Genomic DNA, 26539 nt, shown 5'->3' on the forward strand with positions numbered 1-26539 from the left:
GCTTGCTGTGAGTGATCTGAAAAGCCTTGGCTACATCACTGTTTCGACAAACGAGATCGAACGCTGGCGGCACTTCGCGTTCGATGTGCTGGGGTTCGCCAAGGGGTCCGGGCCCGATCCCGACGCGCTGTATCTGCGGATGGACGAACGCGCCGCCCGGATCATCTTCGTGCCCGGCGAGAGCGAACGGGTGCGCACAGTCGGCTGGGAGGTCCGCGACAGCGCTGCCCTGCAGCGGGTCAAAGCGGCCCTGGACGGCGCCGGTGTCGCGTTCAAAGAACTGTCCCAGCAGGAGGCCGACAGTCGCCGCGTCGAAGAGGTGATTGCCTTCGAGGACCCGGGCGGCACCACACTTGAGGTGTTCCACGGCGCGGTACTCGACCATAGCCCGGTGATCACGCCGTTCGGCGCGAGATTCGTGACCGGTGACCAAGGTCTGGGTCATGTCGTCATACCGGCCACCGATCCGGGTGGGCTGTTCGACTTCTACACGAACGTATTGAGGTTCCGATCCCGTGGCGCCTTCCGGATCCCGGCGCCGCCGGAATTCGGCCCGATCCGGGTGCGCTTCCTCGGCATCAACGCGCGCCATCACAGTCTGGCGATCTGCCCGGCCATGCACCAACGCGACCCCGGCGTCGTGCACGTCATGGTGGAGGTCGACACCCTTGACGCGGTCGGGCAGGCGCTGGACCGGGTCAACGCCGAGGGAATCCAGCTGTCATCCACCCTGGGCAGGCACACCAACGACAAGATGGTCTCGTTCTATGTTCGCACACCCGGGGACTGGGACATTGAATTCGGCACCGACGGCATGCGGGTTGACGAAACCTTTTACACGGCAGAGGAAATCACCGCGGACAGTTACTGGGGTCACCAATGGGTGAGTGATCTGCCAGCGGCCATGCGGCCGTGACCGTCCGACCTGTCCCCGTCACATCCGTACCGAGGTGGGACGACGAAGCCGACGTGGTGATCGCCGGCTACGGCATTGCGGGCGCGGCGGCCGCGGTCGAGGCCGCACACTGCGGCGCCGAGGTCTTGGTATTGGAACGCACCGGCTCCTGGGGCGGTGCGGCCGCGATGGCGGGCGGCTTCATCTACCTCGGTGGTGGGACAGCACTACAAAAAGCTTGCGGCTTCGAAGATTCCGTCGACAACATGGCGGCCTTTCTGAACGTGGCCATGGGCCCGGGTGCCGACGCCGACCGGATCGCGGACTACTGCGCGGGCAGCGTCGCGCACTTCGATTGGCTGGTGCAGTGCGGCGTTCCGTTCAAGGCCGAGTTCTTCAGCGAGCCGGGATGGGAACCGATGGGTGACCACGGCCTGATGTACAGCGGCGGCGAGAACTCTTTCCCGTTCAACACCATCGCCTCCCCGGCCCCGCGCGGTCACGTCCCGCAGATGTCGAACAAGAAGCAGGGCGAAGCCAGCGCCGGCTACATGCTGATGAAGCCATTGGTGGAGACGGCTCAGGCGGCCAGCGCCCGGGCGCTCTACGACGTACGGGTGCAGGCGCTGGTGGTGGACGCCGACCGCCGGGCGGTCGGTATCCGCGCACGTCGCTACGGGGCCGAGTTGTTTATTCGAGCTCGCCACGGAATCGTGCTTGCCACAGGCAGTTTCGCCTACAACGACGCGATGGTGGCCCAGTATGCGCCGCGCATCGCCGGACGGCCGGCCGCTTCGGTGGAGCAGCACGACGGGCAGGCGATCCGGATGGCGCAGGCGCTGGGCGCCGACCTGGCTCACATGGACGCCACCGAGGTCGCGATATTTATCGACCCGCAGCAACTGGTCCGCGGCATCCTGGTCAATGGCCGCGGCCAGCGCTATGTCGCCGAGGACACCTACCCCGGGCGGGTCGGGCAACTCACGCTCTATCACCAGGACAACACCGCGTATCTGATCATCGACAGCGATGCGCAGGACGAGGCGATGGCGTCCTGGTCGCCGCGGTTGATGATGCGCCCGGCTTCGTGGGTGTGTGAGACGGTGGCCGAGCTGGAGGCGGAGATCGGCCTGGCGCCAGGATCGCTGCAGGCGACGATAGCCGCGTACAACGACGGCGCCGCACGCGGCGAGGATCCGCTGCTGCACAAGAAGCGGGAATGGCTGCGACCAATCGGCTCGCCGGTCGGTGCTATCGACCTGCGCGAGAGCACCGGTGGCTTCACCCTCGGCGGGCTGCGCACCTCGCTCGACGCCGAGGTGCTCGATGTCGACGGTTCGCCCATTCACGGGCTGTTCGCCGCCGGCCGCTCAGCCGCGGGATTGGCCGCCTGGGGTTATGCCAGCGGCATATCACTGGGTGACGGCAGCTTCTACGGCCGCCGCGCGGGTCGCTCCGCCGCCCGCTAAGTCGCACCCTTTCGCCCTTTTGCGGCCCCTGCGCGCCCTTGCGTGCCCTTGCGCGAGCAGACGCAAAAGCACCCGTTTCGGTATGACACCGGGTGCTTTTGCGTCTGCTCGCGCGGGATAGGTGACAACCGTCACGCCGTATGATATTCCTATTAGGAATATTCCAGCCAGGAGGAATCATGCCAGTGACCGCCGATACCCCCAGTGCCGTCATCGACCGCATCTCACTCGTTCTCGATGCATTCGACGGTCCGGGACGGCTCACACTGGCCCAGATCGTCCGCCGCACCGGCCTGCCCCGTTCGTCGGCGCACCGCATGCTCGAACGTCTGGTGCAGCTGCGGTGGCTGCGCCGCAGCGGTCGCGACTACGAACTCGGGATGCGACTGGTCGAACTGGGGTCGCTGGCCGTGCACCAGGACCGGCTGGTCCGAGCCGCCAAACCGCAACTGGCCGAATTGCACCGTGCCACTGGGCTTGTCGTACATCTCGCAGTACTCGACGGGCCCGACGTCGTGTATCTGGAGAAGGTCGGAGACCGCGTGTGCAACGGCCTGCCGACACGGGTCGGCGGTCGTCAACCCGCGCACTGTACCGCAGTCGGCAAGGCACTATTGGCCTACCGCGACGAGGACGCCGAAGTGGATCTGCAGACCCGCAAGACCCGCTACTCGATTTCCAGCAGCTCCCAACTGGCGGTCGAACTGGCCAAGGTGCGGGCACACGGCGTCGCATTCGAGCGAGAGGAATCACTGCTCGGCTTCGGCTGCGTCGCGGCACCGATCGGCGGTCAAGGCGAAGCAGTGGCAGCAGTGTCGGTGTGCGGCCCAATGAATCGCATGACGTTCGACCAGCGCCTGGCCGCGCCATTGCGCATGACGGCCATGAATATTTGGCGGAATGTCGACGACGGCGCCCAGCGGGTCGCCCCGACACTGCAACCATTGCGCCCGTTGGCGCCTCGACGACCGGCAGCTGCCCTGCAATACGCGTGAAACTCGACCCGCAGATCGCCGCGCTGCTAGATACGCTGGACGCCGGATTCCCACCGGTGCACACGATGACCGGCGCACAGGCCAGGGCCGTGATCCGGTCGCGGTTCGTGCCGCCGGATGAACCCGAACCCGTCTACCAGGTCCGCGACGACGTGGTGCCCGGTCCCCGCAGTGACATCCCGGTCCGGGTTTACCGGCCGGACGGCGACGATCTGCCGGTGCTGGTGTATGCCCACGGTGGGGGGTTCGTATTCTGCGACTTGGACAGTCATGACGCCCTCTGCCGCCATTTCGCCAATCATGTTGGTGCCATTGTTGTTTCGGTGGGTTACCGGTTAGCGCCCGAACACCGATGGCCCGCGGCCGTCGAGGACGTCTACGCCGTCACGCAGGCGGCAGCACGCGGCGCGTTCGGCGGCGACCCGGGCCGTGTCGCCGTCGGCGGTGACAGCGCAGGTGGGAACCTGGCCGCCGTGACCGCGTTGATCGCTCGCGACCGCGGCGGCCCGGACCTTGTCGCGCAGTTACTCATCTACCCGGTGATCGCAGCCGCTTTTTACACCGAGTCGTATCGGCTGTTCGGACGGGGCTACTACAACCCGAAGTCCGCCATGCAGTGGTATTGGGACCAGTACGTGCCGGCACTCCCCGACCGCAACCATCCTTACGCGGCGCCGTTGCACGCCGACCTGACCGGATTGCCCCCGGCGATCCTCGTGATCGCCGGACATGACCCGTTGCGGGACGAAGGGCTGGCATACGCCGCTGGTCTCAAGTCCGCGGGCGTCCAAGTGATGCTACTCCAATTCGATGGTGGCATACATGGTTTCATGAGCATGCCGAACTTGGACATGGCCCAGCAAGCCCAGAGCCAGGCGTGCGCCGCGCTGGCCGATCTGGTGTCGCGAGCGTGACGTGGCCGCGGTATGCGTGTCAGCATTCGGCGCCCCAGTCACATTTCGCGGCCGTCAAGGCTGAGGTCGGCAGATGACTGACGGCAAGGTGTACGTGATCGACCGGGTGGTGACGCGCCCGGGTTGCGCACGGCGGTTCGTTGACGCCTATCTGGCCGAGTACGCGCCAGGAGCGCGGCAGCGCGGCATGACGTTGCGCGACGTCTTGGTGAGCCCACCGATCTGGTTCGACGACGACGTCAACACCCTCACCATCACCTGGACCCTACCGAGCGTGCAGGCGTGGTGGGAGATGACCTGGCAAGGCAGACCTGATCCCAGGTTGGGCCAATGGTGGTCAGGTATCAGCGAATTGGTGGCAGAACGAACCCGGTCGTTCGCCGCGGCCGCCGCCGACGTGGATGACCTGTGTGATGTATAGCGTCACCAGACTTCTTGACGTACCAGCCGACGACCAAGACCGCATCCTGCGTGATATCCGAGCCCGTACCGGCGGCGCGACCTACCGCATCGTGGCGCCGACGATGCCCGGTTCCCGTAACGGCGGCGACATGCTGGTGCACCTTCGATTCCCCTCGGAACGCGAATGGCGGTCGTCGCAGCAGGATTTCGAGGATGCGCTGGCCGATCCAGTGATCAACCGGGTCAACGGCGCGAACTACACCGGCAGCCCGGTCCACACCGACACCGTCGGCGGCACCGTGTACCGCACCCTGCTGCTGCGGGTCAATCCGGCCGTTTCGACCGAAACATTGGCGCGGTTCGAGTACGAACTGCGGTCGATGTCGCGGTATGTGCAGACGATTACGTCCTGGCAGCTGAGCCGGGCCGAGGAGTCCGTCGGCGCGACAACCTGGACACACGTCTTCGAGCAGGAGTTCACCGACATCGAAGGTCTCGCGGGGCCATATCTGATGCATCCGGTCCATTGGGCGATGGTGGATCGCTGGTTCGACCCGGAATGCCCCGACGTCATTGTCCGGGAGCGCGTTTGCCACAGCTTCTGCGCGCTGCCCGACTGCTAGATCGGGCGCCTAGGCGTCTATTCGCGCATCCCGCGGGGGCTGCAACGGGGGCAAGATGGCGGTGCCGTCCAGCGAATGGACGTCGATGCGCTGTGACCACGGATAGTGCAGGCTGAACACGAGCTGTCCGGTACGCTGCGCGGCCGGCAGGTGACACATCGCCAGGACGGTCTCGGACAGGTATTCCACCGGTTCGGTGGGAAAATTATCCGGAATCAGTTGCGCCGCACCGGGTGTACGGATGGCTGTGGACGGGCCCACGCAGTTGACAGCGATGTTGGCGTCCAGCAGTTCGGCTGCCACACCCTGGGTGAAGCGGTGCAGCGCAGCCTTGCAGGACGCATAGACCACGTCGCCGGCGACTTTGTTGTAGTCCCGGTAGGGACGGCTCGGTGGCAACCCGGTGACCGACCCGACGTTGACGATCCAGCCACCGCCCTGATCCCGCATGGCAGGCACGACGCCTTTGGTGAGCACGAACGGGATGCGCAGGTAGTGCTCGACGGCCCGATCGAAGGTCCGCAGTGGCATGTCCTCGATGAGCGCGTAGTCGGCGAAACCCGCATTGTTGACCAGGATGTCGAGCCGCCCGGCGCGGTCGATCACCTCGTCGATCAGGTTGTCTCGCTGAGCGGGGTCCTCCAGGTCGGCCGCGACACCGATGGCGTGGCCCCCGGCGGCTTCGATCAGCGCGATCGTCTCTGCGATGGTGCCGAGCAGAACCGAGCCGGTGCCAGCGCGTGTCGACGGCGTCGGCGACCAACGCCGCGCCGTCACCACCACCGTGGCGCCTTCGGCGGCCAGCCGCTGGGCTATCGCGCGCCCAATACCGCGGCTGCTACCAGTCACTAAAGCTGTTCTGCCGCTGAGTAAACGGGTCATCGCAGTTCGAAGTGCTCTTCGACGGGCGCCCGATGCTGGTGCCACAGGTCAACCAGTCGATACGGGGTGGCGACCACCACCCGGCCCGAACCCGAGCGGTAGTAGGTGTGCGCGCTGGGGGTGTGACACCACACGGTCCCCGACATGGTCTGGTCGATGCCGGCAACGTAGTCCTCATACGCCTGCCGGGTGACTTCCATGGTCGACACACCGCGCAGCGCCATCAGTTGCAAGCATTCGATGACGTAGTGCGCCATAACCTCCATCGCAAAGTTGGCGCCCGCGCCGTGGCCGGGGCTGTAGTTGGGCGCCGAGTTGATAAACAGATTGGGAAATCCGGGCACGGTGCCGCCGCGGTAGGCGGCGGGGCTGTCGCCCCACTCGTCGGCCAGCTTGCGGCCGCTGCGGCCACGGATATCGATGGTGGACAGAAAGTCCAGGTGATACCCGGTCGCGTAGACGATGACGTCCAAATCGATCTGCCGACCATCTTGGGTGACAATGCCTTTCGCGTTGACGGCGCCAGGTTCACTGGCCTCGACGTCGACGTGGTCGCGGGTCAGCGCCGCGTAGTAGCCTCCGGGGTCGCGGATGATCCGCTTGCCGTAGGGCGCGAAGTCGGGGGTAACCTTCTTCGCCAATTGACTTCCTGCAGTGAAAGTTCGGTCGATGTAGTCCAAGCACATCTGCAGCAGCGCATCGTTGGCAGCCGAGATGGACAGGTGGTTTTCGGCCCACTGCGGATCCCTCAGGATGACCGGATAGTTGTTGTCCGCAGTGCCCCAGTAGGACTTCAGCCGATTCCATTTCGCGTAGTACGGCAGGTGCCGACCGAGGTAGCGGCGATGTTGGGGGACGTCGTCGGTCCGCCGTTTGCGCGGCGCAACCCAGTGTGGCTGGCGTTGGAACACGGTCAGGTGCGCGACCTGGTCGACGCAGGCGTCGACGATCTGCACCGCGGTGCACCCGGCACCGATCACCGCGACCCGGCGGCCGGTCAGGTCCAGTGCGGGATCCCACTGTGCCGAATGAATGCTGGTGCTCGCGAACGCTTTTCTTCCGGGAAGATCCGGCCAGCGCGGGCGGTTGAGGTAGCCGGCGGCGGTGATCACGACGCGGGCGTAGCTGACGTCATGGTTACCGTCACGGTCGACCGTGTGGACTTGCCACTGCGCGCGTTCTTGGTCCCACCAAAGAGCTTCGACTTCAACTGCGAACCGCGTCTGTTCCCGCAGTCCGTGCTTGTCGGCCAGGGCCACCAGGTAGGCCTGGTACTCGGCGCCCTGCGGATAGTAGCTGGTCCAGTCCGGGTTTACCTCGCGTGAAAGGGAGTAGTAGGCCGACGGAGTATCCACGCCGATACCCGGATAGGTCGTGGTCAGCCAGGTGCCGCCGACTTCGTCGTTGCGGTCGAAAATCTGGTACTCGACTCCGGCATCGGCGGCGGCCAGTGCGGCGATGATGCCGGCCAGGCCTGCGCCGATGATCGCGACAGTCGTGGTCTCCGGAATCGGCACGGTTCGTGGCAGCGTCGGCTGGGACGGTTGGAAACCACCCTGTTCAAGCAGCAGCGGTACGAACTCATCGTCGACCTCGCAACCCAGCGCTATTGGTAGCAGACGCCGGAACAGCGCCGGGTCGTCGGCGGCCAGCGCACCCGCGGGCCGGTCCGTGTCGAGCGCGGCCACCACCGCGTCGATCAGAGCTGCGGCGGTGGCCGGATCGGTGACGCCGGCACGCTCAGGTGGGTCGGGTACGTGGGAGATCCGCGACCCGAAGGTGTCGACGACAGCCGGGTCTCCGGTGAGTTGGGCCAGCACCGCGACCAGGACTCCGGGGTCGGCCGCACGCAGGCTGGACCGGAGTTCGTCGGTGAAGGTCATGCGGCTCAGTATCGGGGCGACCGGGTGCGGCCGTGACGTTCGTTTCCTCTGAGCGGGACGCGTAACTCGGTGTCGTCGCAACCACCCGAAAGCTAGTCCCTACAGTTGCCAGCATGAGCAATCCCTTGGAGATCACCGACTCCGGACCGATTCGGACCTGGACGATCAACCTGCCCGCGATCGGCAACGCGATCACGGGCAAGGACGTCATCGCCGCGTTCGAAACCGCGGTGGACGCCGCCAACATCGACACCGAGATCCGCGCGGTGATCCTCACCGGCCAGGGCAAGATCTTCTCGGCCGGCGGCAACGTCAAGGAGATGGCCGACAAGGCGAGCATTTTCGGCCTCGACGCGCTCGACCAGCGCTACGCCTACGTCGACAGCATTCAGCGGATCCCGCGCGCGCTGGGGCGCCTGGAGGTACCGCTGATCGCCGCTGTCAATGGCGCCGCGATCGGCGCCGGCTGTGACGTGGCGATGATGTGTGACATCCGAATCGCCTCCGAGCGAGCATCTTTCGCGGAAAGCTTCGTTCAGCTCGGTCTCATCCCCGGCGACGGCGGCACCTGGTTTCTGCAGCGCGCCGCCGGCTACGAGCGGGCCGCCGAGATGACGTTGACCGGCGACCGCATCGATGCGGCAACGGCTCTGCAGTGGGGCCTGGTCAGCCGGGTGGTTCCGCACGACGACCTGCTGTCAACTGCACACGAACTCGCTGAGCGGATCGCCAAGAACCCCTCGCACGCGCTGCGGATGGCCAAGCGACTGCTGCAGGAGTCGCGCACCGGCTCGCTGGAGACGACGCTGGCGATGGCCGCTGCCATGCAGCCGCTGGCCCACCGCGATCCCGAGCACGAGCAACGTATCGCGAAGTGGAAATCGCGCTGATGACGCTGGCCCGGCTGGTGCCCGCCGCCGAAGTCGCCGACGAGGCGACCGAGGCGCTGCGTGCCGAGGTCCGCGCATTCCTCGGCGAACAGCGGGCCGCCGGCAGTTTCACCCCGTCGGTGGACGCCTGGCTGTCACGCTGGGACGAGGACTTCACCGCCGCGTTGGCCGCCAGGGGCTGGCTTGGGATGACGGTGCCGGTCGAGTACGGCGGGCACGGGCGTTCGTTCTTAGAGCGCTTCGTGGTCACCGAGGAACTGCTGGCCGCCGGCGCACCTGTCGCCGCGCACTGGATTGCGGATCGTCAGATCGTGCCGTCACTACTGAAGTACGGCACCGAGGCACAGAAGCGGCACTTCCTGCCGCAAATTGTGCGCGGGGAATGCTTCTTCGCCATCGGGATGAGCGAACCGGACTCCGGCTCCGACCTGGCCAGTGTGCGCACCCGGGCCGAACGCACCGACGGCGGTTGGTCGCTGGTCGGCACGAAGGTCTGGACCTCCGGCGCGCACCTCGCGGAGGCCTTCATTGCGCTGGCCCGCACCGCGCCGATGGACCCGCAGCACCGCCACGCCGGCCTCAGCCAGTTCATAGTCGACCTGCGCTCTCCCGGCGTCGAGATCCGGCCGATCATTTCCATGAATGGCGCGCATCACTTCAACGAGGTCATTCTGGACGGCGCGTTCGTGGCCGATGACATGGTGTTCGGTGAGATCGGCAACGGGTGGAAGCAGGTGACCTCCGAGCTGAGCTTCGAACGCAGCGGGCCCGAACGGTTCCTGTCCACGTTCGTGCTGCTGGCGGCCTGCGCCGACCGGATGGCCGCCAACGCCATCCCCCGCGACGCTGATCTGGGGCGGCTGGTGGCGCGGGTCGCCGGTCTGCACCAGATGTCGACCGCGGTGGCCGGTGCGCTGGAGCGCCACGAACCGGCCGACGTGCCCGCCGCGGTGGTCAAAGTACTGGGAACCACCACCGAGGGCGACATCGCCGATTTCGCCGACCTGCAAGCTAGCCCCGACGCGGTGTTCTTAGATCTGGTCCGGGCGGCAGTAGACCAGCGGCCCGGCTTCACTCTGCGCGGCGGCACCAATGAGGTGCTACGCGGCGTGATCGCCCGCGGACTGGGACTGCGATGAAGGTAGACCCGGCCCTGGTGGACATGATGGACTCCGTTTTCGCCGAATACCGCGTGAAACATCCTGAGGTGGCCGTGCGGCGGGACCCGGATTTGTGGCAGCGTCTCGATGAACTCGGCCTTGTTAGGTTGACCGGCGCCGAGGAGCATGGGGGCAGCGGGGCAGGCTGGTTCGAGGCGGCCGAGCTGCTGAGTGCCGCAGCTCGTCATGCGGTGCGAATTCCATTGGCAGAACATGACTTATTAGCTTGCTGGCTGCTGGCCGCGGCCGCGGGATTGCCGGCAGGTGGCGCGGTCCGCACGGTATGCATGCTCAACAGCCAGGGGATTGCCACGGACGTGCCGTGGGCGGCCACCGCCGACCGCGTTGTCGTGGCGTGGCGTGGCGAAGGCGGGTACCGGGTCGCCGACGTGGCGGCGCAGGATTTGTCAATCACCCCGGGAGCCAATCTGATCGGCGAACCGCGCGACGAGGTGATCGTCGACCTCGCCGACCTGGAAGGCGCACCGGTCCCGCTGGCGCTGGTCACCGAGCTGCGGCTGAAGTCGGGGTTGGTGCGCGCCATCGAGGTGTGTGCCGTGCTGGACCGGATTGTGGCGCTGTGCGTCGACCACACCACGTCGCGTATCCAGTTCGGCCGCCCGTTGGCAGAGTTCCAGGCCGTACAGAACCTGGTTTCCGACATCGCCGCCGAGGCCGCGCTGGCCCGGGCGGCGACCGAGGCGGCTCTGACTACCGCAGTGGCCGACGGCTGGTCGGCACCCAGTCTGGATTTCCTTGTGGCCGTGGCACGTTCGTGTGCTGGCCACGCCAGCACAGTGGTGGTGCGCAATGCACACCAGGCGTTCGGCGCGATCGGGACGACCCGCGAGCACCAACTGCACGAGTACACCCGCGCGGCCCTGGCCTGGCGCGGCGAGTTCGGCTCGGTGCGTTACTGGGACGATCAGGTCGCCGAGGCGGCAATGCATGCCAGCGCTGGCGGTTTGTGGGGATTGATCACCGGATCCTGATCGTGTTCCACTCACCGGGCAACTGTGGGGCCGCCATGACCGCACCGGGGTTGACTGCCTGCCATGAGCACTAACATCAGTCTGCCCGAACTACAGGAGTTCATCGGCGGATTCTGGTACCACTACGACGAGGGCCACTACGATCAGCTGGCCGCGCGCTATGCCGAGGACGTGCGCTACATCAGCCGAAGCGACAACGGCGCAAGCCCGTTTGAGGAGCTGATGTCGCCGGAGCTACACGGGCGCGCAGCAGTGCTGGAGTGGCTGTCCGCACACCGCCAGCAGAGCCCATACCCGCTGCGCCACCACGCCACCAACCTGCATCGCCTCGGCAGCGACGGTGCGGTGACGCGGGCCCGCTTCTACATTCTGGTCAACCAGATCGCCAACTTCGTGCCGTTCGCGGTGTCCAGCGGTAGCACCGAGCTCGGGGTGCGCCGCGGGCCCGACGGACTGCAGATCACCGACATGGAGGTCATTCTGGACACCACCAACTCGGTACTGCTGGCCGAGCGGCACACCGCAAGCCCCGCCGGGTCGTGAGCGTCCACGACACGTTCTCCGGTGGCGTGGCCGTGATCACCGGAGCGGGCGCGGGGATCGGTGCCGGTCTGGCACGTTACGCGAGCCGGTTGGGCATGACCGTTGTGCTCGCCGACATCGACGCGGACGCCATCGCGGCGCTTCGCGCGGAGTTGGGTGCGGCGGTCGACGTGGTGTGCGACGTGCGCGACCCAGATGCGGTGCAAGACTTGGCCGACCGCACCTACCGCGATGTCGGGCCGGTCCGACTATTGGTCAACAATGCTGGCGTCGAGCAGTTCGGCTACCTTTGGGACACCCCGATCACCAACTGGCAGCGGGTGATCGACGTCAACATCAGCGGTGTCTACCACGGGATCAGGGCCTTTCTTCCCAAGATGATGGCCACCGACGCGCCGGCATGGGTGTGGAACCTGTCCTCGGTCGGCGCGGTGGTGGCGATCCCTTTGCAGGCGCCCTACATCATGAGCAAGCACGCGGTGCTCGCGATGACCGAATGCTTGCGCCTCGACGTCGAGACAGCCGGGCACGGCAGCCACCTTCACGTCCAGGCGGTGTTACCGGGCGCGGTGGTTTCCAATATTTTCGAGTCAGCGGGCGGAGTTGATTTCAGCGGTGACGCCGCTTCAGCCGAAGGGCAACGCGCGGCCATGCTGGACATCAAGGCCGCGGCCATGGACCCGCTGACAGCCGCGCAGACGTTGTTCGAACAAGCGGCGCAGGGACGGTTCTATCTGGTGACCCAGGATTCGGTCACTTCGGCGATGAGGCAGCGCGCCGAAGTGCTTGCGGCGCAGCGTCCTCCGGCGTTGAAATGATGCTCGATCCCGACGCCGCGGCGCGGATCGCCACGTTCGGTGACTTGGCGCCGATGCGGGTGCGTGGTCTCGCGGCGGTGCGCGCGGCGATCGAAGCCGCTCCCCTGCCCAACGACATGCCGGAGATGTGTGATGTGAGCGAGGCACTCGCCTATTCGGTTCCGGTCCGGGTGTACCGTCCGACCAACGATCCCGTCGGGCCGGTGCTGGTGTACTTTCACGGCGGCGGACTGGTGATGGGTTCGAACCGCTCCTTCGAACCGCTGGCCCGCGCTCTGGCATCGGTTTCCGGTGCAACCGTGGTGGCTGTCGACTATCGGCTGGCACCCGAGTCGCCGCCACCGGCGCAGTTCGAAGACGCCTACGCCGCTACGGATTGGACTTCTCAACAACCCTGGGCGGGCGAGCTCGTCGTCGTCGGCGACAGCGCGGGCGGCGCCCTGGCGGCCGGGGTGTGCTTGGCTGCGCGTGATCGTCGCGGCCCGAACATCTGCGCGCAGGTGCTGTTGTATCCCGGGCTGGATCGCGACATGTCCGCTCCGTCAATAACTTTCCTCGGCGATGCCCCGATGCTGTGCCGCGACGACATCGACTATCTGCACGGGCTTGCCGAATGCGAGGCCGACCCATATCTCGTCCCGGCGTATGCCCACGACCTGGTGGGGCTGCCGCCGGCCATCGTGGTGACAGCGGGCTGCGACCCAATCAGAGATTGGGGTGAACGCTACGCGGACCGGTTGCGTGCGGCGGACGTGCAGACTACCGCCACCCGCTATCCAGGTGTGCACCACGGGTTTCTGATGCGGCCCGAGGCGACGGCGCGTGGCCGGTTGGCCATCGCGGAACTGGGCGGGTTGTTACGCGCCAAATTCGCTTATCCACTGCGCTTTTACGGCCAGACACCATCATTTCCTGCCCCATCCCCGTAAGGAGAAAGCTGATGCTCACCGAGAAGCGGCGGATCGAGCTCTCCGACGTGCTGTGCCCGGCCGCGCCGCCGTGTGAGGTCGACGACATCTACACCGACGACCAACGCGAACGCCTGCTGGACGTGGTGCGCACCGAGGGGCCGTGGCGGTTGATCATCGCCCAGCATTTCGCCTCGGCTGACGAATTGATCGCAACGATGAGCGGACTGTTCCCCGAGGGCTTCACGCCGTCGCTGGACCTTTTCCTCACCCCTACCTTCCGCGGCTATTTAGCCAACTACGGCGCAGTGCTCTACCCGCAACTGCACGACTGCTTCTACAACGAACGGTTCTTGCAGCTCGCCAAGAGCTACTGGAACGCCGACTACGCCAAGCCGCAGCTGATGCTCTTCAACATCAACGGACCGTGCGCCAATCGCGATCCAGGACACTTGGATTCGCCGAGCTTCCGCGGCGTACGGCACGAAAACGCACCGACCTGGCTCACCAGTGTGATGGGTAAGTCCGGTCTGTTCCGCGACTATCTGATCAAGATGACTCAGGTCATCACCTGGTTCTCCCTGGACGGCGGTAGCGGCTTCACCTACTGGCCCGACGGTCCACTCAAGGCGCCCCGGCGGGTGCGGCCGCCGATCTACAACCGCGGCGTAGTGGTGCAGAACGAGATGATGGTGCACCGCGGCGAGGCCAACGGCCCATTGGATCAACAAATTCCAGCCGGTCTCGGCTTCGACACCGTCTTTGCCGGTGACCCGGGTGACCCCGACCACTGGCTGCTCAAGAACGGCGAGCAGGCGATCGCCCGCCACCACACCGACGAACTACGCTTCCTGGTGCACTGGTCGGCCGAGGTGTTCACCGACCTCGACGAACTGAAGAAGAACATGGAGGGCTCGGACGACCTGACCATCGAGAAGGCCATCGACATCATGGTCGACGACGTCAACGCCCGTGGCGGCAAGCTCGATATCCCGGACGAACCGTTGCACGATCCAGCTTTCATCGCCGCTCTGAACGCCGCCTACGACCTAGGTGGGCCAGCGGTGTACCCCGAGGAGGCGCCGATCAGCGCGTTTTCGCTTTGATTCTGAAGCCGGGGCGCACAGGCGCTAGCCGCCCACACCACCAGCGCAGAGTCAAAGCCGTGTCACCGCACCACCACAGTGCTCGGTAGCCGTGGCTCCGCCAGATGACGGTGCGACGGTGGGTGGCGGCCGCCCTCGTCGGTGATGCCGTAGCGCTCGGCCAGTTCGGCGCCGATGAACGTCTGCCCACTGAGTTCGTCCAGTGCCGGATCGCCGCACAACGCGTCAATCAAATAGCCGGTAAATTCCGGAGTTTCGGCATGCTCAGCCGTCTTCGCCAGCGCGTCCGGGTTGCCGGCGAGAGTGCCACGCAGCCGTTCGGTCAGCAGAATGCCCATCCAGATGCAGACCGTGGCTACGCCGGTGCCGCGAAAGTCGACGGCCATGTCGGCAGCCATCTTGTCAACCCCGGCTTTTTGCGCGCCGTATGCCGGGCCGTGCATGTAGCACACCGCGCCCGGGGAAGAGGTGAACGCAATCAGGCCGCGCTTGCGCGCGACGAGCAGCGGCGCGGCGTACCACGACGCCACGTACGACGAGCGCAGCCCGACGTCGAGTACGTCGGCGAGCGCAAGCGGCTTATCCCAGAACGGCTTTGGGCTCACCAGTTCGTCGGAGATTACGGCTGCATTGTTGACCAGCAGATCCAGCCGTCCCTCCTCGGAGGCTATTCGGTGGAAGAGTGCGGCGACGGCGTCATCGTCGCGGTGATCCACGCGAAACGCAACGCCACCCGGGGGCGCCTCGGTGATGCTGCGGCCCGTGGCATAAACCCGCCACCCCCGCGCACTAAGGGCCGCGGCGATGCCAAGGCCCGCACCGCGACTGGCGCCGGTGACTACGGCGATCGGTGTTTCGCGGCTCATTCCACACCGCGCTGCATGATCCGCTCGCTGGCGAGAGCGTTGGTCTCCCATATCAACCGTTCCCGGCGATCGTCCGTGCCGACAACCCCGGCAGCATGGACGACCGCATCGCATCCGTCGAGTAATCGGTCGGCGATATCGGGTGCCCGAAGATCTCCTTCCAGCAGCGATAAGTCACCGGACGCTCGAAGTCGGCGCAGCAGCATGTCGTTGGACCACCCCGGCTCGACGAGCAACCGCACGCTTTGCCCGGCGGCCAGTAGTCCGTTGACCATATGGGCGCCGACGTAACCCGTTCCGCCCGTGACCGCGATACGCATCGCAACAGACCCTATCCCCCGCCGACGATAGGCAGTTCTCCGGCCGCTACGGCGTCCTCGATCGACGCCCGCAGCGCCGAACAGACCAGGAAGTGCGCCCGGTGATGACTGGAGATCCGCTCGGCCTCGCGTCGCTCAACGCAGGCTGCGGATGCGTCCGCATTCCACTGCACGCTGGTCTGGTTCCAGCTGCTCTTGCGGACCAGCACCTGCGCACCGCAACTGCGGCACCCGAGTGGCACCATCGGCATGTCGTCGAGCCGGTTGTCGGTCCGCATCGCTTCAGAAGCTAGCGGCTACCCGAGCCGGCCCGGGCCGCCAAGTTCGCCTCGATCTCCTTCATCCACGCCTCATGTGGACGCGTGGTGTCCAGCTCGAACTCAAAGCGGTCCACCATATCTGGTTGCACGTCGGCGATATCGACGTAGAACTGGTCATACCAGCGCCGCAGTTGATAGACCGGCCCGTCCTCCTCGACCAGCAACGGGTTGTCGATACGCGCCTTGTGCCGCCAGATCTCGACGTCCTGCTCGAAGCCCAACTTTACGTAATCGCCGAGGCTGACCGCTGTCTGTATGGCTTGATCGTCGGGCAGCGTCGCCGACTTCTTGACAATGATTCCGTATTGCAGCACAAAGGAATTCGCGTCGATCGGGTAGTGGCAATTGATCAGGATTGTCCGCCGGTCGCCGTCGTCGTAGTGATAAGTCAGGTCGTCGATCATGAACGACGGCCCGAAATAGGACGCGACCGAGGTGGTGCCGAGCAGCGCCACATCCCCGGACCCGCTGCCCATGTCGGGCCGGCCCTCACCGTTCATGTACTGGGTGGCCACGTGGCCTTCGAAGATGTTCTTGAAGTAGGTGGGCAGCGACCCGTGAATGTAGAAGAAGTGCGCCATGTCCACGACGTTGTCGATGATCTCGCGACAGTTGCTGCCGACCACCGTGGTGTACCAGTGCCAGTCGGTCCATTCGTCGCTGGTTGCGCCCTCGATGCGCGGAATGTTGACCTCGGACGGCGGCGGGTTGTGCTGGGGGTCGTTCCAGATGAACAACATGCCGTCCTGTTCCAGGGTGGTCCAGGACGCGGTCCGGGCCAGCCGCGGCGTGCGCTTGGCGTAGGGAACCTGCTTGCAGCGACCGTCACCGCCCCAACGCCAGTCGTGGAATGGGCAGGCAATCTCGTTGCCCTTCACGGTTCCCTCCGCCAGATTCCCACCCATGTGCCGGCAGAATCCATCCAGCACACTGATTTTGCCGGTCCCACTGCGGAACACGACGAGCTGCTGACCGAACGCTCTGACCGCGTGCGGTTTGCCGTCCCCGTAATCTCGGACCAGTCCCAGGCAATGCCAGCCGCGGGCGAACCGCGTCGGGGCGGCCTGCGCTTCGATGAGCCGAATCTCGTCGGCGTCGGATTGCGACATCATGGGTTTCATTGAACGCCGGTGGCTGTCCAGATGGCAGGGACGTGTCCCGGTGATCAGGACGCATCTTCCAATCCGACGCCACGCGCGCCTAACGTTGCCGACCGTGACCGCACACAGTACGACGATTCCCACCGGGCTCGAGGTGGCCGATACCACGGTCGACCTGCTGGTGGTGGGCTCGGGCACCGGACTGGCCGCGGCGCTAGCCGCTCGCGAACTCGGGCTGTCGGTGCTCGTCGTGGAGAAGTCGCCGTATGTGGGCGGATCGACGGCGCGGTCGGGCGGGGCGCTGTGGTTGCCCGCAGGTCCGGTGCTGGCCGAGTCGGGCGCCGGCGACTCGGCGGATCAGGCCGCCATGTATCTGGATGCCGTGGTGGCCGGGTCGGCGCCCCCGCAGCGCTCGTCCGGGTTCTTGAACAACCTGTCCGCGACGGTCGAGATGCTGCGCCGCACCACGCCGCTGCGGCTGTTCTGGGCCCGCGACTACTCCGACTACCACCCCGAGCAGCCGGGCGGCCGGGCGGCGGGCCGCACCTGCGAGTGCTACCCGTTCGACACCGCGGTCCTCGGTGCGTACCGCACCCGGCTGCGACCCGGTGTGCTGGAAGCTGGGTTCGCGATCCCGACCACGGGCGCGGACTACCGTTGGATGAACTTGGTAACGCGGATGCCGCGCAAGGGAATTCCGGTGTTCGCCAAGAGGATTGCTCAAGGCTTGGGCGGTATGGCGATCGGCCGGCGTTACGCCGCGGGCGGTCAGGGGCTGACCGCCGGCCTGTTCGCCGGGGTACTGCGGGCGGGGATACCGGTGTGGACGCAGACCAGGTTGACGCACCTGGCCGGCGACGGCGATCGGGTGACCGGCGCGGTGATCGACCACGACGGCCGCGAGGTGACGATCACCGCGCGCCGCGGCGTGGTGCTCGCCACCGGCGGCTTCGACCACAGTATGGACATGCGGTGGAAATTCCAGTCCGAGTCACTGGGCGCAAACCTGAGCCTGGGCGCGGACACCAACACCGGTGACGGGATCCGACTCGGGCAGGAGCGCGGCGCCGACGTGGACTTGATGGACCAGGCGTGGTGGTTCCCGGCGATCGCGCCGCTGCCTGGCAAGGCGCCCGCGGTGATGCTGGCCGAACGATCCCTGCCGGGCTGCCTGATCGTCAACCAAGACGGCCGCCGGTTCGCCAACGAGGCATCCGACTACATGTCGTTCGGTCAGCGACTGCTCGACCTGGAGCGCCAGGGCAGCCGCGTCGAATCGATGTGGATCATCTTCGACCAGCGCTACCGCAACAGCTATGTCTTTGGCGCCGAGTTGTTTCCGAGAATGCGGGTACCGCAGGCGTGGTATGACGCCGGGATCGCCGCCCGCGCGGACAACCTGCCCGACCTCGGTGCTCGAATCGGGGTTCCCGCGCCGGAATTCATCCGCACGATGACGCAATTCAACCAAGCGGCTTCCCTGGGTACAGATCCCGAGTTCGGCCGCGGGCGTAGTGCTTATGACCGTTACTACGGCGACCCGACCGTCAAGCCGAATCCCAACCTGCGTGCCCTGGTCGACGGCCCCTTCTACGCCGTGAAGATGGTGCTGTCCGACCTGGGCACGTGCGGCGGACTCAAGGCCGACGAACGGGCGCGGGTGTTGCGTGAGGACGGCAGTGTGATCGCTGGGCTGTACGCCATCGGGAACACCGCGGCCAACGCATTCGGCACCTGCTATCCAGGTGCGGGTGCGACGATCGCGCAGGGTTTGGTATACGGCTACGTCGCTGCCCGGGATGCCGCGAGCCAGCCCTAGTCGGCCGCGCGCCTGGCCTCGACCTGCTTCTCCACCTCGCGCCAAAAACCCGGAGTGGGACGCGGTTGGCCGAACCCACCTTTGCTGGCTTTGCTGATGATGGCGTCGGCTTCGTCGATCTCCTTCATCAGCTCCAGCGCGAACTCACGCTCGGCGGCGTAATATTTCGCCGCCCATCGCAGCGCGATCACCGAGTAGGCCCAAGCAGGTTCGATCTCGGCGCCCTCGGAATCTTCGACCGCCTTGCGGTGCCGGGCTTCGGCATAGGCCACGTATTCCTGCAGCTGTTCTTTGAGCCGGGTCGGGTTGCTCAGATGACCGAACGTCACCCGCAGCAGCATGCTGTGCTTGAGCACCGGCGGGTCCAGCGGCGCGTTGTTGGTCCAGTCGGTGATCGCGGCCATACCGGCCGGAGTGATCTTGTAGAGCCGACGGCTGCGGGTGCCTTCGTCGCGCTCGACGCGGGAGGTCACTAGGCCGAGCGTCTCCAGCTTCTTCAGCTCGGTGTAGATCTGGCTGTAGGACGGGCTCCAGTAGTAGAGGTCGACACTCCAGTCGATCCATTTCTTGAGGTCGTAGCCGGAGACTTCTTCCTCGTAGGACATCATGCCCAGCAGCGCCCAGCTGGTCGCGGCGAGCGCCGCCTTGACCTTCTCGCTGGGCTGCTCCATCGCGCCAGAGTAACAATTCCGCTCGGGGATGCACCCGATCCTGACCACTGGCCGGGACGCCGAGTTGCGGGCACGGGGCGATAACGGGGTGCCGGCGCTGCTCTATCGTGACGGGCATGGTGGATTCGTTTGCGTCGATGACCGATTCGCTGCCGGTGTACGAGTCACTGGCGGTGTCGGTGCGGCGGTTGATCGACGCGACAATCCGCACCGAAGTCAGCCACGAGGTCATCGCCGCCGCTCGAGCCAAGATCGACAGCGTCACAAGCGAACTCAGTGCCGAGCTGATGCCAGGCACGTTCGGTGAACGCCGGATCGACGACGGCCAGGGCGTCGCCTCGGGCAATGTCGTTATCGGAGTTCGTAACCCGTCCGCACCCCCGCTGGTTATCCACCGCGAGAGCGACGGGTCAGTGTGGACCGAATTCACTCTGGGCGCGGCCTTCGAAGGTCCGATGGGGCATGTGCACGGCGGAGTATCGGCCATGATCCTCGACCATGTGCTCGGGGCGACCGCACACCAACCGGGACGACCCGCTTACACCGGAACGCTGACCCTGCGTTATCACCGGCGCACTCAGTTGCGGCAGCCGTTGCGCGCCGATGCGTGGATCGAAAGTCAGCAGGGCGTCAAGACTTTCGCGGTGGGCCAGATCAGCGATGGCGAGGGGGTGACGGTGTCCGCCGAAGGTGTCTTCATTCATCCTCGTAATAGTTGAACGTCGCCGGACTCTATGCCCTAGGAGACCGGACTACCGGCGATCTGCTCGCGACGGGTCGGCTGCGCTCGGCATGCCGAGTTGTGTCGGGCTTTGTGTTGGGGCGAGCGGCTAGGACTTTGGGGTGTGGGCCAGAACCGCTCCCGCGGCACCCGGAGCGCCCCGGGCGACCACCACCGGCATCGACGTGCAGGCGTCGGTGCGCAGGATGGTGTGCACGACGTCGACGAGGTCTTCGACGGGCATAAGTTTGCCTGGCATGCAGCCTCGCGACACCCACAGCGGGTAAGCCTGCATGGCCAGCTCGCGGTCCCAGCCGGCGTTCATGCCGGTCTGGGCATCGCCCTCACCTCCGGCGCATTCACCGACGATGAGACTGGTGAAGCCGATGTCGGGGTGCTCGGCGCGCCATGCCTCGACCAGGCGTTCCAGCGCGGCCTTGCTGACGCCGTAGGCGCCCAATCCTGGCCAGGGCGGCCCGAAGCTGCCCGCATCCGAGGACAGATAGACGACTTTGCCTGCGGTTCTATCAGCGGAGGCGGTGAGGTGCGGGACGGCGGCCGCCGTGGCCAGCGCAGCGCCGATCACGTTGGTGTCGAGCACACGGCGCCAGGTCGCGGCGTCGGTTTCGGCCAACGGCACCAAGGGACTGATCGCGGGCGCGTAGACGACGTTGTCGATGCCGCCGAGCGCGTCCGCCGCGGCGTCGATGCCCGCTCGGGCCGACGCCTCGTCGGTGACGTCGCACTCCACGGCAACCGCCGCTGATCCGGCTTCCTGTGCCGCAGTTTCGATGCGCTCACGCCGCCGGGCGAGCAGCGCGACCTGGTCACCGCGCTTTGCCAAGCCGACACCAATGCACCGCCCCAGCCCGCTCGAGGCTCCGATCACCACTGTTCTCGCCATATCGACCTCCGCAGCGAAGTGTGACACACCGCATGGGCGAGGCGAGAACGGGGTTACCGTTTTGGGAGCATGGCATTGCCCTTGGGCCGGGCGACGACGCTGTCATACCGGGTAGCCAGCGGCCGCAGGAGCGCTGTGGCTGCGGTACAGCCACCGCAAAGTTCGTGCCGTCGAACTGTGTTGGCACCAGGCGAATTCCGGCCGCTTGGGCACCACCACTAGCCGTCCATTTTCGCCGGCACGCGACCAACCTTTATTGAGGTGATCCCTCGGGCTGGACCCCGAAGATGTTGAGGAAGTTGCACACCAGCTGGTAGAAGCCGACGGTGAGGGTGAGGTCGGCGAGTTGATTGATGCTGAGGGTTTTCAGCGCTGCGGTGCGCTCGGCCGCACTCAGGGTGTGGTTGGTCAGTATCAGATCGGCGAGCCGCAAGATGTTGGCTTCTTCTTCGCCAAGGCTTTCCGTCGACCCGGACTCGGCGGCGGCGATATCCGCTTCAGTCACACCGATGGCGCGACCGATGTTGAGGTGATGGTGCAGCTCGTAGCCACAGTGATAGCGGAACCCTACCCGCAGGATGACGAGTTCGCGCCAAGTCGGAGGCAGCGAATTTTGTTGCAGCACATCGTTGGCCAGCGTCAAGAAGCTTGGCGCCAGGGCCGGGGTGTGCATGATCATGCGAAAGATGTTCAGCGACGCTCGGCTGGTAACCGCGTCCTGAAGGTGCGGTGGCAGCACGTCGATATCCGGGTACGGCAACGGTTCCCGCGGTGGCACCATCATCCGAGCACCCGAATCGGTTCGGCGCCATCCCAGTTGGCGGCCGACTCGCGGACGTAGTCGAACATCTCGCCCTTCGGGCCGCTGATGTCACTGATCTCGACCACGGTGCCCTGGTCGAATTCGGTGTCCAGGTAGGCGAAGCGGCCTTGTTCGCCGCCGATGCTTCCTTCCTGGGCAACGGTGTAGCCGGCCGCCAGCGCGCGGTCGTAAAGGCCTTGGAAATCGTTGGTCCAGTACGCGATATGCTGCGCACCTTGCCGACCTGAGTCCAGAAACTCTTTGTACATCGACGACGCATCGTTGCGTTGCTGGATCAGCTCGAGCTGGACGTCGCCGGAGTTGGCCAGCGCCACACTCATCTTCAGATCAGAGTCCGCCCCGCGGTAGCGGAAGTAATCGGTGACGACGTCCTCGATGTAGAACCATGGACCCACCCCCAGACGCACCCACTGGTCCATCGAGGTGTGGATATCGCGCACGACATAGCCAATCTGGTTGATATTCCCGAATATTCGGCTCATTTTCGATTCTCTTTCGTTAAGCGAGCGGTCACCATTTCCTCGATTTCCGCGCGAGCCGCAGCAAGATCAACATGTTCATCGATCAGGGACTGCAGCGCCACCCCACGTAGCATGGCAACGATCACGGCGGCCAGCCCGTGCGCGCTGACCGGGGCGACTTCACCGGCCGCAACTGCTCGTTCCAAACGCTTTTCGATCTCCGCGCGGAACTCCCGGTCCGCGGCGACCATTGCGGGCCTGATGTCCTCGGATGGGTAGGCGACCGCATCCGCCCACAGCACCAGCCGGGCCCGGTTGACTGGTTGCAGATCCGACATCACCTCGAAGTAGACGCGGATCAGCCGGCGCAGGTCGTCCAGGGGCTCGCCGGACTCGCCGATCATCGCCTCGCGGAACTGCTGGGTCACCGCTTCGACCACACGCAGCAACAGGGCGCCCTTGGAGCCGAAGTGGTGGGTGGCCAGTCCGCGGCTGTAGCCCGCTCGCTCGCCGACGTTGGCCAGGGTCACCCTGGCGGGACCGATCTCGCCGACGAGTTCGGCGGCCGCCCTGACTAGTTTTCGTTCCGCTTCGCCGCGCCGTTCTTCCTGGCTGCGCCGTTCGCTCACCGTCTCTGCCCTGGCTCGGATTGATACATACTTACTTGTTAACTAACAAGTTAACTCAAGACTCGCCTGTCCGCAACCGGGCGGCGGAAACAGCTTGGAATCACGGGACTTTGGCGTCCGGTATACGGTGGAGCGCATGAAATACCTACAGGTCGACGGAGTCGGACAGGTCAGCCGCATCGGTCTTGGAACGTGGCAGTTCGGCTCGCGCGAATGGGGTTACGGCGACGACTACGCCTCCGGTGCCGCCCGCGATATCGTGCGGCGCGCCCGCGCCCTGGGCGTCACTCTCTTCGACACCGCCGAGGTGTACGGGCTGGGCAAGAGCGAACGCATCCTCGGCGAAGCGCTGGGCGACGAACGCGCAGACGTAGCGGTGGCTAGCAAGATTTTCCCCGTCGCACCCTTCCCCGCAATCATCAAGCAACGCGAACGCGCCAGTGCACGCCGCCTCCAGCTAGACCGCATCCCCCTGTACCAAATCCACCAGTCCAACCCACTGGTCCCCGACACGGTCATCATGCCCGGCATGCGCGACCTACTCGACGAAGGCAAGATCGGCGCGGCCGGCGTCTCGAACTATTCGCTGTCCCGTTGGCAGCAGGCAGACGCGGCGCTCGGCCGGCCCGTCATCAGCAACCAGGTGGAGTTCTCGCTCGCCCGCCCGCGCGCGCTGGACCACATGGTTCCCTTCGCCGAGCGGGAGAACCGCATCGTTATCGCCTACAGCCCACTGGCACAGGGACTGCTCGGCGGCAAGTACGGCGTCGACAACCGACCCGGCGGTGTTCGCTCGGTAAACCCGCTGTTCGGCATCGAGAATCTGCGCCGGATCGAGCCGCTGTTACAGACCCTGCGCGATGTCGCCGGCCAGGTCGGCGCCAAGCCCGCCCAGGTCGCGCTCGCCTGGCTGATCAGCCTGCCTGGCGTGGTGGCCATCCCAGGCGCCTCTAGCGTGGAGCAGCTTGAATTCAACGTAGCGGCGGCCGAGGTCGAGCTGAGCAACGAATCGCGCGATGCGCTAACCGCCGCTGCCCGCGCATTCAAGCCGGTCTCGGCGCGCCGGGTTCTCGCCGACCTGGTCCGCGAGAAGATCGGGCGTTAGCGCGGGGAACCGTCAGCGAGGCACAGGTCGGCGACTCAGCGGGGCCGTGAAGCCTCCGGTGTCATCGAAGCTCGCCCAATGTCCGTCGTCATCGACTTCCATCCGCCAGCCCAGCGCGTAACGCCCAGCAATCACACGAGCGAACCATCGATGCGCGGCCTCGGCAGTCTCGAACTCCCTGCTCGCGACGACTGCTCCCCGCGGATCGATGGCCCGAAACACAGTCATTTGTAGCGAATAGCCAATCAGGACAGCTTTCAACCCAGTTGTTGCCCACCTACATCGTCCGTGCCAGCCGGTCAGCCAGCAGTTCGGCGAAGCGTGCCGGGTCCTCCAATGCGCCGCCCTCGGCAAGAAGCGCGGTGCCGTAGAGCAGTTCGGCGGTTTCGGCGACCGTGGCATCGTCGGGCCGGTCGGCATGAGCCTGACGCAGCCCCTTGACCAGCGGATGGTTCGGGTTGAGTTCCAAGATCCGCTTGCCCACCGGGACGTCCTGGCCGGACGCCTTGTAGAGCCGGGCCAGCGCCGGGGTGATACCAAACGCGTCGGTGATCAGGCAGGCGGGCGACTCGGTGAGACGGGTGGACAACCGCACTTCCTTGACGTGTTCGCTCAGCGTCTCCTTGAGCCAGCTCAAGAGGTCGGCAAACTCTTTCTGCTGCTCCTCACGCTCGGCCGTCGAGGACTCTTCGCCCCCGTCGAGATCCACCTCCCCCTTGGCCACCGACTGCAGCGGCTTGCCGTCGAACTCGGTGACGGTGCCGACCCAGACCTCATCGACTGGGTCGGTCAGCAACAGCACCTCGTAACCCTTGGCCTTGAAAGCCTCCAAATGCGGCGATTTAAGCAGCTGCTGTCGCGACTCCCCGGTGGCGTAGAAGATCTGTGTCTGGCCTTCTTTCATCCGACCGACGTACTCCGCCAGTGTGGCGGGCTCCTCCTCGCTGTGTGTCGAGGCGAACGACGACACCGCCAGCAGAGTTTCCTGGTTGTCGAAGTCCGACAGCAGGCCTTCCTTGAGGACCTTGCCGAACTGAGTCCAGAAGGTGCGGTACTCGTCGGGCCGCTGCGCTTGAATCTCCTTGATGGTGGAGAGTACCTTTTTGGTTAGCCGCCGACGGATCGCGTTGATCTGCCTATCCTTCTGCAGGATTTCCCGAGAAACGTTGAGCGACAGGTCTTGTGCGTCGACGACACCCTTGACGAAACGCAGGTACTCGGGCATCAGTTCATCGCAGTCACCCATGATGAAAACCCGTTTGACGTACAGCTGCACCCCGGTCTTAGCGTCCCGGTTGAATAGGTCGAACGGGGCCTGGGACGGGATGAACAGCAACGCCTGGTACTCGAAGGTGCCCTCGGCCTTCATCGCGATGACCTCAAGTGGGTCGTCCCAAGCGTGCGCGATGTGCTTGTAGAACTCCTTGTACTCCTCGTCGGACACCTCGTCTTTAGGCCGCGCCCACAGCGCCTTCATCGAGTTCAACGTCTCGGTTTCGGTGACGACCTTTTCTTCGGTCTCCACGGGCTCGTCCTCGGAGGCCTCCTCGGATCCCTCGACCGGCACCTGGATGCGGCGCTCGACCTCCATCCGGATAGGCCAGGCGATGAAGTCGGAGTACTGCTTGACCAGGCCTTTGAGCTTCCACGGGGACGTGTAGTCGTGCAGCTCGTCCTCGGCGTCCTCGGGCTTGAGATGCAGGGTGACCGAGGTGCCCTGCGGGGCGCCTTCAACGGCTTCGATGGTGTAGGTGCCCTCGCCGCTGGACTCCCACTTGGTGGCTTCGCTTTCGCCGGCTTTGCGGGTGAGCAGCTGGACCTTGTCGGCGACCATGAAAGACGAGTAGAAGCCGATGCCGAACTGGCCGATCAGCTCCTCGGAGGCCTGCTCGTTCTGGGCGTTCTTGGCCTCTCGAAGTTGTTGGCGCAGTTCGGCGGTGCCCGACTTGGCCAGCGTTCCGATCAGGTCCACCACCTCGGCACGGGTCATGCCGATTCCGTTGTCGCGGATCGTCAGTGTCCTGGCGTCCTTATCGACATCGATCTCGATGTGCAGATCGGAGGTGTCGACGTCTAAGTCCTTGTTACGAAGAGCTTCCAATCGCAACTTGTCCAACGCATCGGAAGCATTGGAGATCAGTTCCCGTAAAAACGAGTCCTTGTTCGAATAGACAGAGTGGACCATCAAGTCCAGCAATTGCCGGGCCTCTGCCTGGAACTCCAGCTGCTCGACCTGCGCGTTCATGATTTTCCTTCCGACGAATCCGATCGCGTCCGAATTTAGACGAGACGGCGATCGCCTGCGCTGCGTGGGGCGGGT

The 26539-nt window shown here is 65.4% G+C and carries 29 protein-coding genes; 16 read left to right on the plus strand and 13 right to left on the minus strand.

The window, feature by feature from the left end; all coding sequences use genetic code 11:
* Positions 1-7: 7 nt before the first annotated feature.
* The 6 genes from H0P51_RS17855 to H0P51_RS28605 all read left to right on the plus strand — a co-directional run bounded on the left by H0P51_RS17855 (position 8) and on the right by H0P51_RS28605 (position 5298).
* Positions 8-916: a VOC family protein gene (locus tag H0P51_RS17855; protein ID WP_180914115.1), complete on the plus strand. Its 909-nt coding sequence runs from the start codon at positions 8-10 to the stop codon at positions 914-916.
* Positions 913-2364: an FAD-dependent oxidoreductase gene (locus tag H0P51_RS17860; protein ID WP_180914117.1), complete on the plus strand. Its 1452-nt coding sequence runs from the start codon at positions 913-915 to the stop codon at positions 2362-2364. The genes H0P51_RS17855 and H0P51_RS17860 overlap by 4 nt, the downstream gene beginning before the upstream one ends.
* 179 nt (positions 2365-2543) lie before the next feature.
* Complete coding sequence (locus tag H0P51_RS17865) at positions 2544-3359, plus strand: IclR family transcriptional regulator (protein ID WP_180914119.1); 816 nt, start codon at positions 2544-2546, stop codon at positions 3357-3359.
* On the plus strand, positions 3356-4273 hold the full coding sequence (locus H0P51_RS17870; RefSeq protein ID WP_180914120.1) for an alpha/beta hydrolase: 918 nt from the start codon (positions 3356-3358) through the stop codon (positions 4271-4273). The genes H0P51_RS17865 and H0P51_RS17870 overlap by 4 nt, the downstream gene beginning before the upstream one ends.
* Before the next feature lie 73 nt (positions 4274-4346).
* Complete coding sequence (locus H0P51_RS28600) at positions 4347-4694, plus strand: hypothetical protein (RefSeq protein WP_246398046.1); 348 nt, start codon at positions 4347-4349, stop codon at positions 4692-4694.
* Positions 4687-5298 (plus strand): Dabb family protein, encoded by a 612-nt coding sequence (locus tag H0P51_RS28605; protein ID WP_246398048.1) that lies wholly within the window; start codon positions 4687-4689, stop codon positions 5296-5298. Before H0P51_RS28600 ends, H0P51_RS28605 begins: the two co-directional genes overlap by 8 nt.
* A 9-nt stretch (positions 5299-5307) precedes the next feature.
* Here H0P51_RS28605 and H0P51_RS17880 read toward each other — a convergent pair whose 3' ends face one another.
* Positions 5308-6180 carry an SDR family NAD(P)-dependent oxidoreductase gene (locus H0P51_RS17880; RefSeq protein ID WP_180914122.1) on the minus strand — a complete coding sequence of 291 codons (873 nt, stop codon included), beginning with the start codon at positions 6178-6180 and terminating at the stop codon, positions 5308-5310.
* Entirely contained in the window at positions 6177-8063 is a 1887-nt protein-coding gene (locus tag H0P51_RS17885; protein WP_180914124.1) for a flavin-containing monooxygenase, read from the minus strand. The genes H0P51_RS17880 and H0P51_RS17885 overlap by 4 nt, the downstream gene beginning before the upstream one ends.
* A gap of 113 nt (positions 8064-8176) precedes the next feature.
* Here H0P51_RS17885 and H0P51_RS17890 point away from each other — a divergent pair, with 113 nt between their 5' ends.
* The 7 genes from H0P51_RS17890 (at position 8177) to H0P51_RS17920 (ending at position 14480) form a co-directional block, all read left to right on the plus strand.
* Positions 8177-8953: a crotonase/enoyl-CoA hydratase family protein gene (locus tag H0P51_RS17890; RefSeq protein WP_180914125.1), complete on the plus strand. Its 777-nt coding sequence runs from the start codon at positions 8177-8179 to the stop codon at positions 8951-8953.
* Positions 8953-10092, plus strand: coding sequence for an acyl-CoA dehydrogenase family protein (locus tag H0P51_RS17895; RefSeq protein ID WP_180919056.1), 1140 nt, complete (start codon positions 8953-8955; stop codon positions 10090-10092). The genes H0P51_RS17890 and H0P51_RS17895 overlap by 1 nt, the downstream gene beginning before the upstream one ends.
* Entirely contained in the window at positions 10089-11105 is a 1017-nt protein-coding gene (locus tag H0P51_RS17900) for an acyl-CoA dehydrogenase family protein (RefSeq protein ID WP_246398050.1), read from the plus strand. The genes H0P51_RS17895 and H0P51_RS17900 overlap by 4 nt, the downstream gene beginning before the upstream one ends.
* A gap of 63 nt (positions 11106-11168) precedes the next feature.
* Complete coding sequence (locus H0P51_RS17905) at positions 11169-11648, plus strand: nuclear transport factor 2 family protein (protein WP_180914127.1); 480 nt, start codon at positions 11169-11171, stop codon at positions 11646-11648.
* A complete protein-coding gene (locus H0P51_RS17910) occupies positions 11645-12466 on the plus strand; it encodes an SDR family NAD(P)-dependent oxidoreductase (protein ID WP_180914129.1) in 822 nt (273 codons plus the stop codon). The genes H0P51_RS17905 and H0P51_RS17910 overlap by 4 nt, the downstream gene beginning before the upstream one ends.
* Entirely contained in the window at positions 12463-13395 is a 933-nt protein-coding gene (locus tag H0P51_RS17915) for an alpha/beta hydrolase (RefSeq protein ID WP_180914130.1), read from the plus strand. The genes H0P51_RS17910 and H0P51_RS17915 overlap by 4 nt, the downstream gene beginning before the upstream one ends.
* Positions 13396-13406: 11 nt before the next feature.
* Entirely contained in the window at positions 13407-14480 is a 1074-nt protein-coding gene (locus tag H0P51_RS17920; RefSeq protein ID WP_180914132.1) for a hypothetical protein, read from the plus strand.
* Between the two features lie 62 nt (positions 14481-14542).
* Here the strand turns inward: H0P51_RS17920 and H0P51_RS17925 are convergent, their stop codons facing one another.
* Genes H0P51_RS17925 through H0P51_RS17940 form a run of 4 tightly spaced genes read right to left on the minus strand, consistent with a single transcriptional unit; the run spans position 14543 to position 17098 of the window.
* Positions 14543-15346, minus strand: a complete 804-nt coding sequence (locus H0P51_RS17925; RefSeq protein ID WP_180914133.1) for an SDR family NAD(P)-dependent oxidoreductase — start codon at positions 15344-15346, stop codon at positions 14543-14545.
* Entirely contained in the window at positions 15343-15666 is a 324-nt protein-coding gene (locus H0P51_RS17930) for an NAD-dependent epimerase/dehydratase family protein (protein WP_180914135.1), read from the minus strand. Before H0P51_RS17930 ends, H0P51_RS17925 begins: the two co-directional genes overlap by 4 nt.
* A gap of 11 nt (positions 15667-15677) precedes the next feature.
* Positions 15678-15944 (minus strand): ferredoxin, encoded by a 267-nt coding sequence (locus H0P51_RS17935; protein WP_180914137.1) that lies wholly within the window; start codon positions 15942-15944, stop codon positions 15678-15680.
* An 11-nt stretch (positions 15945-15955) separates the two neighbouring features.
* Positions 15956-17098 carry a 3-ketosteroid-9-alpha-monooxygenase, oxygenase component gene (locus tag H0P51_RS17940; RefSeq protein WP_180914139.1) on the minus strand — a complete coding sequence of 381 codons (1143 nt, stop codon included), beginning with the start codon at positions 17096-17098 and terminating at the stop codon, positions 15956-15958.
* A gap of 103 nt (positions 17099-17201) precedes the next feature.
* Between H0P51_RS17940 and H0P51_RS17945 the strand changes: the two genes are divergently transcribed.
* Positions 17202-18905 carry a 3-ketosteroid-delta-1-dehydrogenase gene (locus H0P51_RS17945; protein ID WP_180914141.1) on the plus strand — a complete coding sequence of 568 codons (1704 nt, stop codon included), beginning with the start codon at positions 17202-17204 and terminating at the stop codon, positions 18903-18905.
* Here H0P51_RS17945 and H0P51_RS17950 read toward each other — a convergent pair.
* A complete protein-coding gene (locus H0P51_RS17950; RefSeq protein WP_180914143.1) occupies positions 18902-19576 on the minus strand; it encodes a PadR family transcriptional regulator in 675 nt (224 codons plus the stop codon). The two genes, H0P51_RS17945 and H0P51_RS17950, sit on opposite strands and share 4 nt — an antisense overlap.
* 116 nt (positions 19577-19692) lie before the next feature.
* Between H0P51_RS17950 and H0P51_RS17955 the strand changes: the two genes are divergently transcribed.
* Positions 19693-20295 carry a PaaI family thioesterase gene (locus H0P51_RS17955; RefSeq protein WP_246398052.1) on the plus strand — a complete coding sequence of 201 codons (603 nt, stop codon included), beginning with the start codon at positions 19693-19695 and terminating at the stop codon, positions 20293-20295.
* A 111-nt stretch (positions 20296-20406) separates the two neighbouring features.
* Here the strand turns inward: H0P51_RS17955 and H0P51_RS17960 are convergent, their stop codons facing one another.
* The 4 genes from H0P51_RS17960 to H0P51_RS17975 form a co-directional block, all read right to left on the minus strand.
* Entirely contained in the window at positions 20407-21189 is a 783-nt protein-coding gene (locus H0P51_RS17960; protein ID WP_180919059.1) for an SDR family oxidoreductase, read from the minus strand.
* Between the two features lie 265 nt (positions 21190-21454).
* Positions 21455-21985 carry a carboxymuconolactone decarboxylase family protein gene (locus H0P51_RS17965; protein ID WP_246398053.1) on the minus strand — a complete coding sequence of 177 codons (531 nt, stop codon included), beginning with the start codon at positions 21983-21985 and terminating at the stop codon, positions 21455-21457.
* Positions 21982-22506, minus strand: coding sequence for a VOC family protein (locus H0P51_RS17970; RefSeq protein ID WP_180914144.1), 525 nt, complete (start codon positions 22504-22506; stop codon positions 21982-21984). The genes H0P51_RS17965 and H0P51_RS17970 overlap by 4 nt, the downstream gene beginning before the upstream one ends.
* Positions 22503-23114, minus strand: coding sequence for a TetR/AcrR family transcriptional regulator (locus H0P51_RS17975; RefSeq protein WP_180914146.1), 612 nt, complete (start codon positions 23112-23114; stop codon positions 22503-22505). Before H0P51_RS17975 ends, H0P51_RS17970 begins: the two co-directional genes overlap by 4 nt.
* 136 nt (positions 23115-23250) lie before the next feature.
* On the opposite strand from H0P51_RS17975, the gene H0P51_RS17980 reads away from it, so the two are divergent.
* A complete protein-coding gene (locus tag H0P51_RS17980; RefSeq protein ID WP_180914148.1) occupies positions 23251-24219 on the plus strand; it encodes an aldo/keto reductase in 969 nt (322 codons plus the stop codon).
* 12 nt (positions 24220-24231) lie between these two features.
* Here the strand turns inward: H0P51_RS17980 and H0P51_RS28610 are convergent, their stop codons facing one another.
* Both H0P51_RS28610 and htpG read right to left on the minus strand, forming a co-directional pair.
* Positions 24232-24447 (minus strand): hypothetical protein, encoded by a 216-nt coding sequence (locus H0P51_RS28610; protein WP_246398054.1) that lies wholly within the window; start codon positions 24445-24447, stop codon positions 24232-24234.
* Positions 24448-24496: 49 nt separating this feature from the next.
* Complete coding sequence (gene htpG / locus H0P51_RS17985; protein WP_180914149.1) at positions 24497-26464, minus strand: molecular chaperone HtpG; 1968 nt, start codon at positions 26462-26464, stop codon at positions 24497-24499.
* Between the last annotated feature and the right edge of the window lie 75 nt (positions 26465-26539).

The organism is Mycobacterium vicinigordonae (genome assembly GCF_013466425.1).
Taxonomy (GTDB): Bacteria; Actinomycetota; Actinomycetes; order Mycobacteriales; family Mycobacteriaceae; genus Mycobacterium; species Mycobacterium vicinigordonae.

Excerpts from the sequence above, each read along its gene's own strand:
- H0P51_RS17865 (WP_180914119.1), top strand. The coding sequence starts at position 2,544 with ATGCCAGTGACCGCCGATACCCCCAGTGCCGTCATCGACCGCATCTCA.
- H0P51_RS28600 (WP_246398046.1), top strand. The coding sequence starts at position 4,347 with ATGACTGACGGCAAGGTGTACGTGATCGACCGGGTGGTGACGCGCCCG.
- H0P51_RS28605 (WP_246398048.1), top strand. The coding sequence starts at position 4,687 with ATGTATAGCGTCACCAGACTTCTTGACGTACCAGCCGACGACCAAGAC.
- H0P51_RS17880 (WP_180914122.1), bottom strand. The coding sequence starts at position 6,180 with ATGACCCGTTTACTCAGCGGCAGAACAGCTTTAGTGACTGGTAGCAGC.
- H0P51_RS17885 (WP_180914124.1), bottom strand. The coding sequence starts at position 8,063 with ATGACCTTCACCGACGAACTCCGGTCCAGCCTGCGTGCGGCCGACCCC.
- H0P51_RS17890 (WP_180914125.1), top strand. The coding sequence starts at position 8,177 with ATGAGCAATCCCTTGGAGATCACCGACTCCGGACCGATTCGGACCTGG.
- H0P51_RS17895 (WP_180919056.1), top strand. The coding sequence starts at position 8,953 with ATGACGCTGGCCCGGCTGGTGCCCGCCGCCGAAGTCGCCGACGAGGCG.
- H0P51_RS17900 (WP_246398050.1), top strand. The coding sequence starts at position 10,089 with ATGAAGGTAGACCCGGCCCTGGTGGACATGATGGACTCCGTTTTCGCC.
- H0P51_RS17905 (WP_180914127.1), top strand. The coding sequence starts at position 11,169 with ATGAGCACTAACATCAGTCTGCCCGAACTACAGGAGTTCATCGGCGGA.
- H0P51_RS17915 (WP_180914130.1), top strand. The coding sequence starts at position 12,463 with ATGATGCTCGATCCCGACGCCGCGGCGCGGATCGCCACGTTCGGTGAC.
- H0P51_RS17920 (WP_180914132.1), top strand. The coding sequence starts at position 13,407 with ATGCTCACCGAGAAGCGGCGGATCGAGCTCTCCGACGTGCTGTGCCCG.
- H0P51_RS17925 (WP_180914133.1), bottom strand. The coding sequence starts at position 15,346 with ATGAGCCGCGAAACACCGATCGCCGTAGTCACCGGCGCCAGTCGCGGT.
- H0P51_RS17930 (WP_180914135.1), bottom strand. The coding sequence starts at position 15,666 with ATGCGTATCGCGGTCACGGGCGGAACGGGTTACGTCGGCGCCCATATG.
- H0P51_RS17935 (WP_180914137.1), bottom strand. The coding sequence starts at position 15,944 with ATGCGGACCGACAACCGGCTCGACGACATGCCGATGGTGCCACTCGGG.
- H0P51_RS17940 (WP_180914139.1), bottom strand. The coding sequence starts at position 17,098 with ATGATGTCGCAATCCGACGCCGACGAGATTCGGCTCATCGAAGCGCAG.
- H0P51_RS17950 (WP_180914143.1), bottom strand. The coding sequence starts at position 19,576 with ATGGAGCAGCCCAGCGAGAAGGTCAAGGCGGCGCTCGCCGCGACCAGC.
- H0P51_RS17955 (WP_246398052.1), top strand. The coding sequence starts at position 19,693 with ATGGTGGATTCGTTTGCGTCGATGACCGATTCGCTGCCGGTGTACGAG.
- H0P51_RS17965 (WP_246398053.1), bottom strand. The coding sequence starts at position 21,985 with ATGATGGTGCCACCGCGGGAACCGTTGCCGTACCCGGATATCGACGTG.
- H0P51_RS17970 (WP_180914144.1), bottom strand. The coding sequence starts at position 22,506 with ATGAGCCGAATATTCGGGAATATCAACCAGATTGGCTATGTCGTGCGC.
- H0P51_RS17980 (WP_180914148.1), top strand. The coding sequence starts at position 23,251 with ATGAAATACCTACAGGTCGACGGAGTCGGACAGGTCAGCCGCATCGGT.
- H0P51_RS28610 (WP_246398054.1), bottom strand. The coding sequence starts at position 24,447 with ATGACTGTGTTTCGGGCCATCGATCCGCGGGGAGCAGTCGTCGCGAGC.
- htpG (WP_180914149.1), bottom strand. The coding sequence starts at position 26,464 with ATGAACGCGCAGGTCGAGCAGCTGGAGTTCCAGGCAGAGGCCCGGCAA.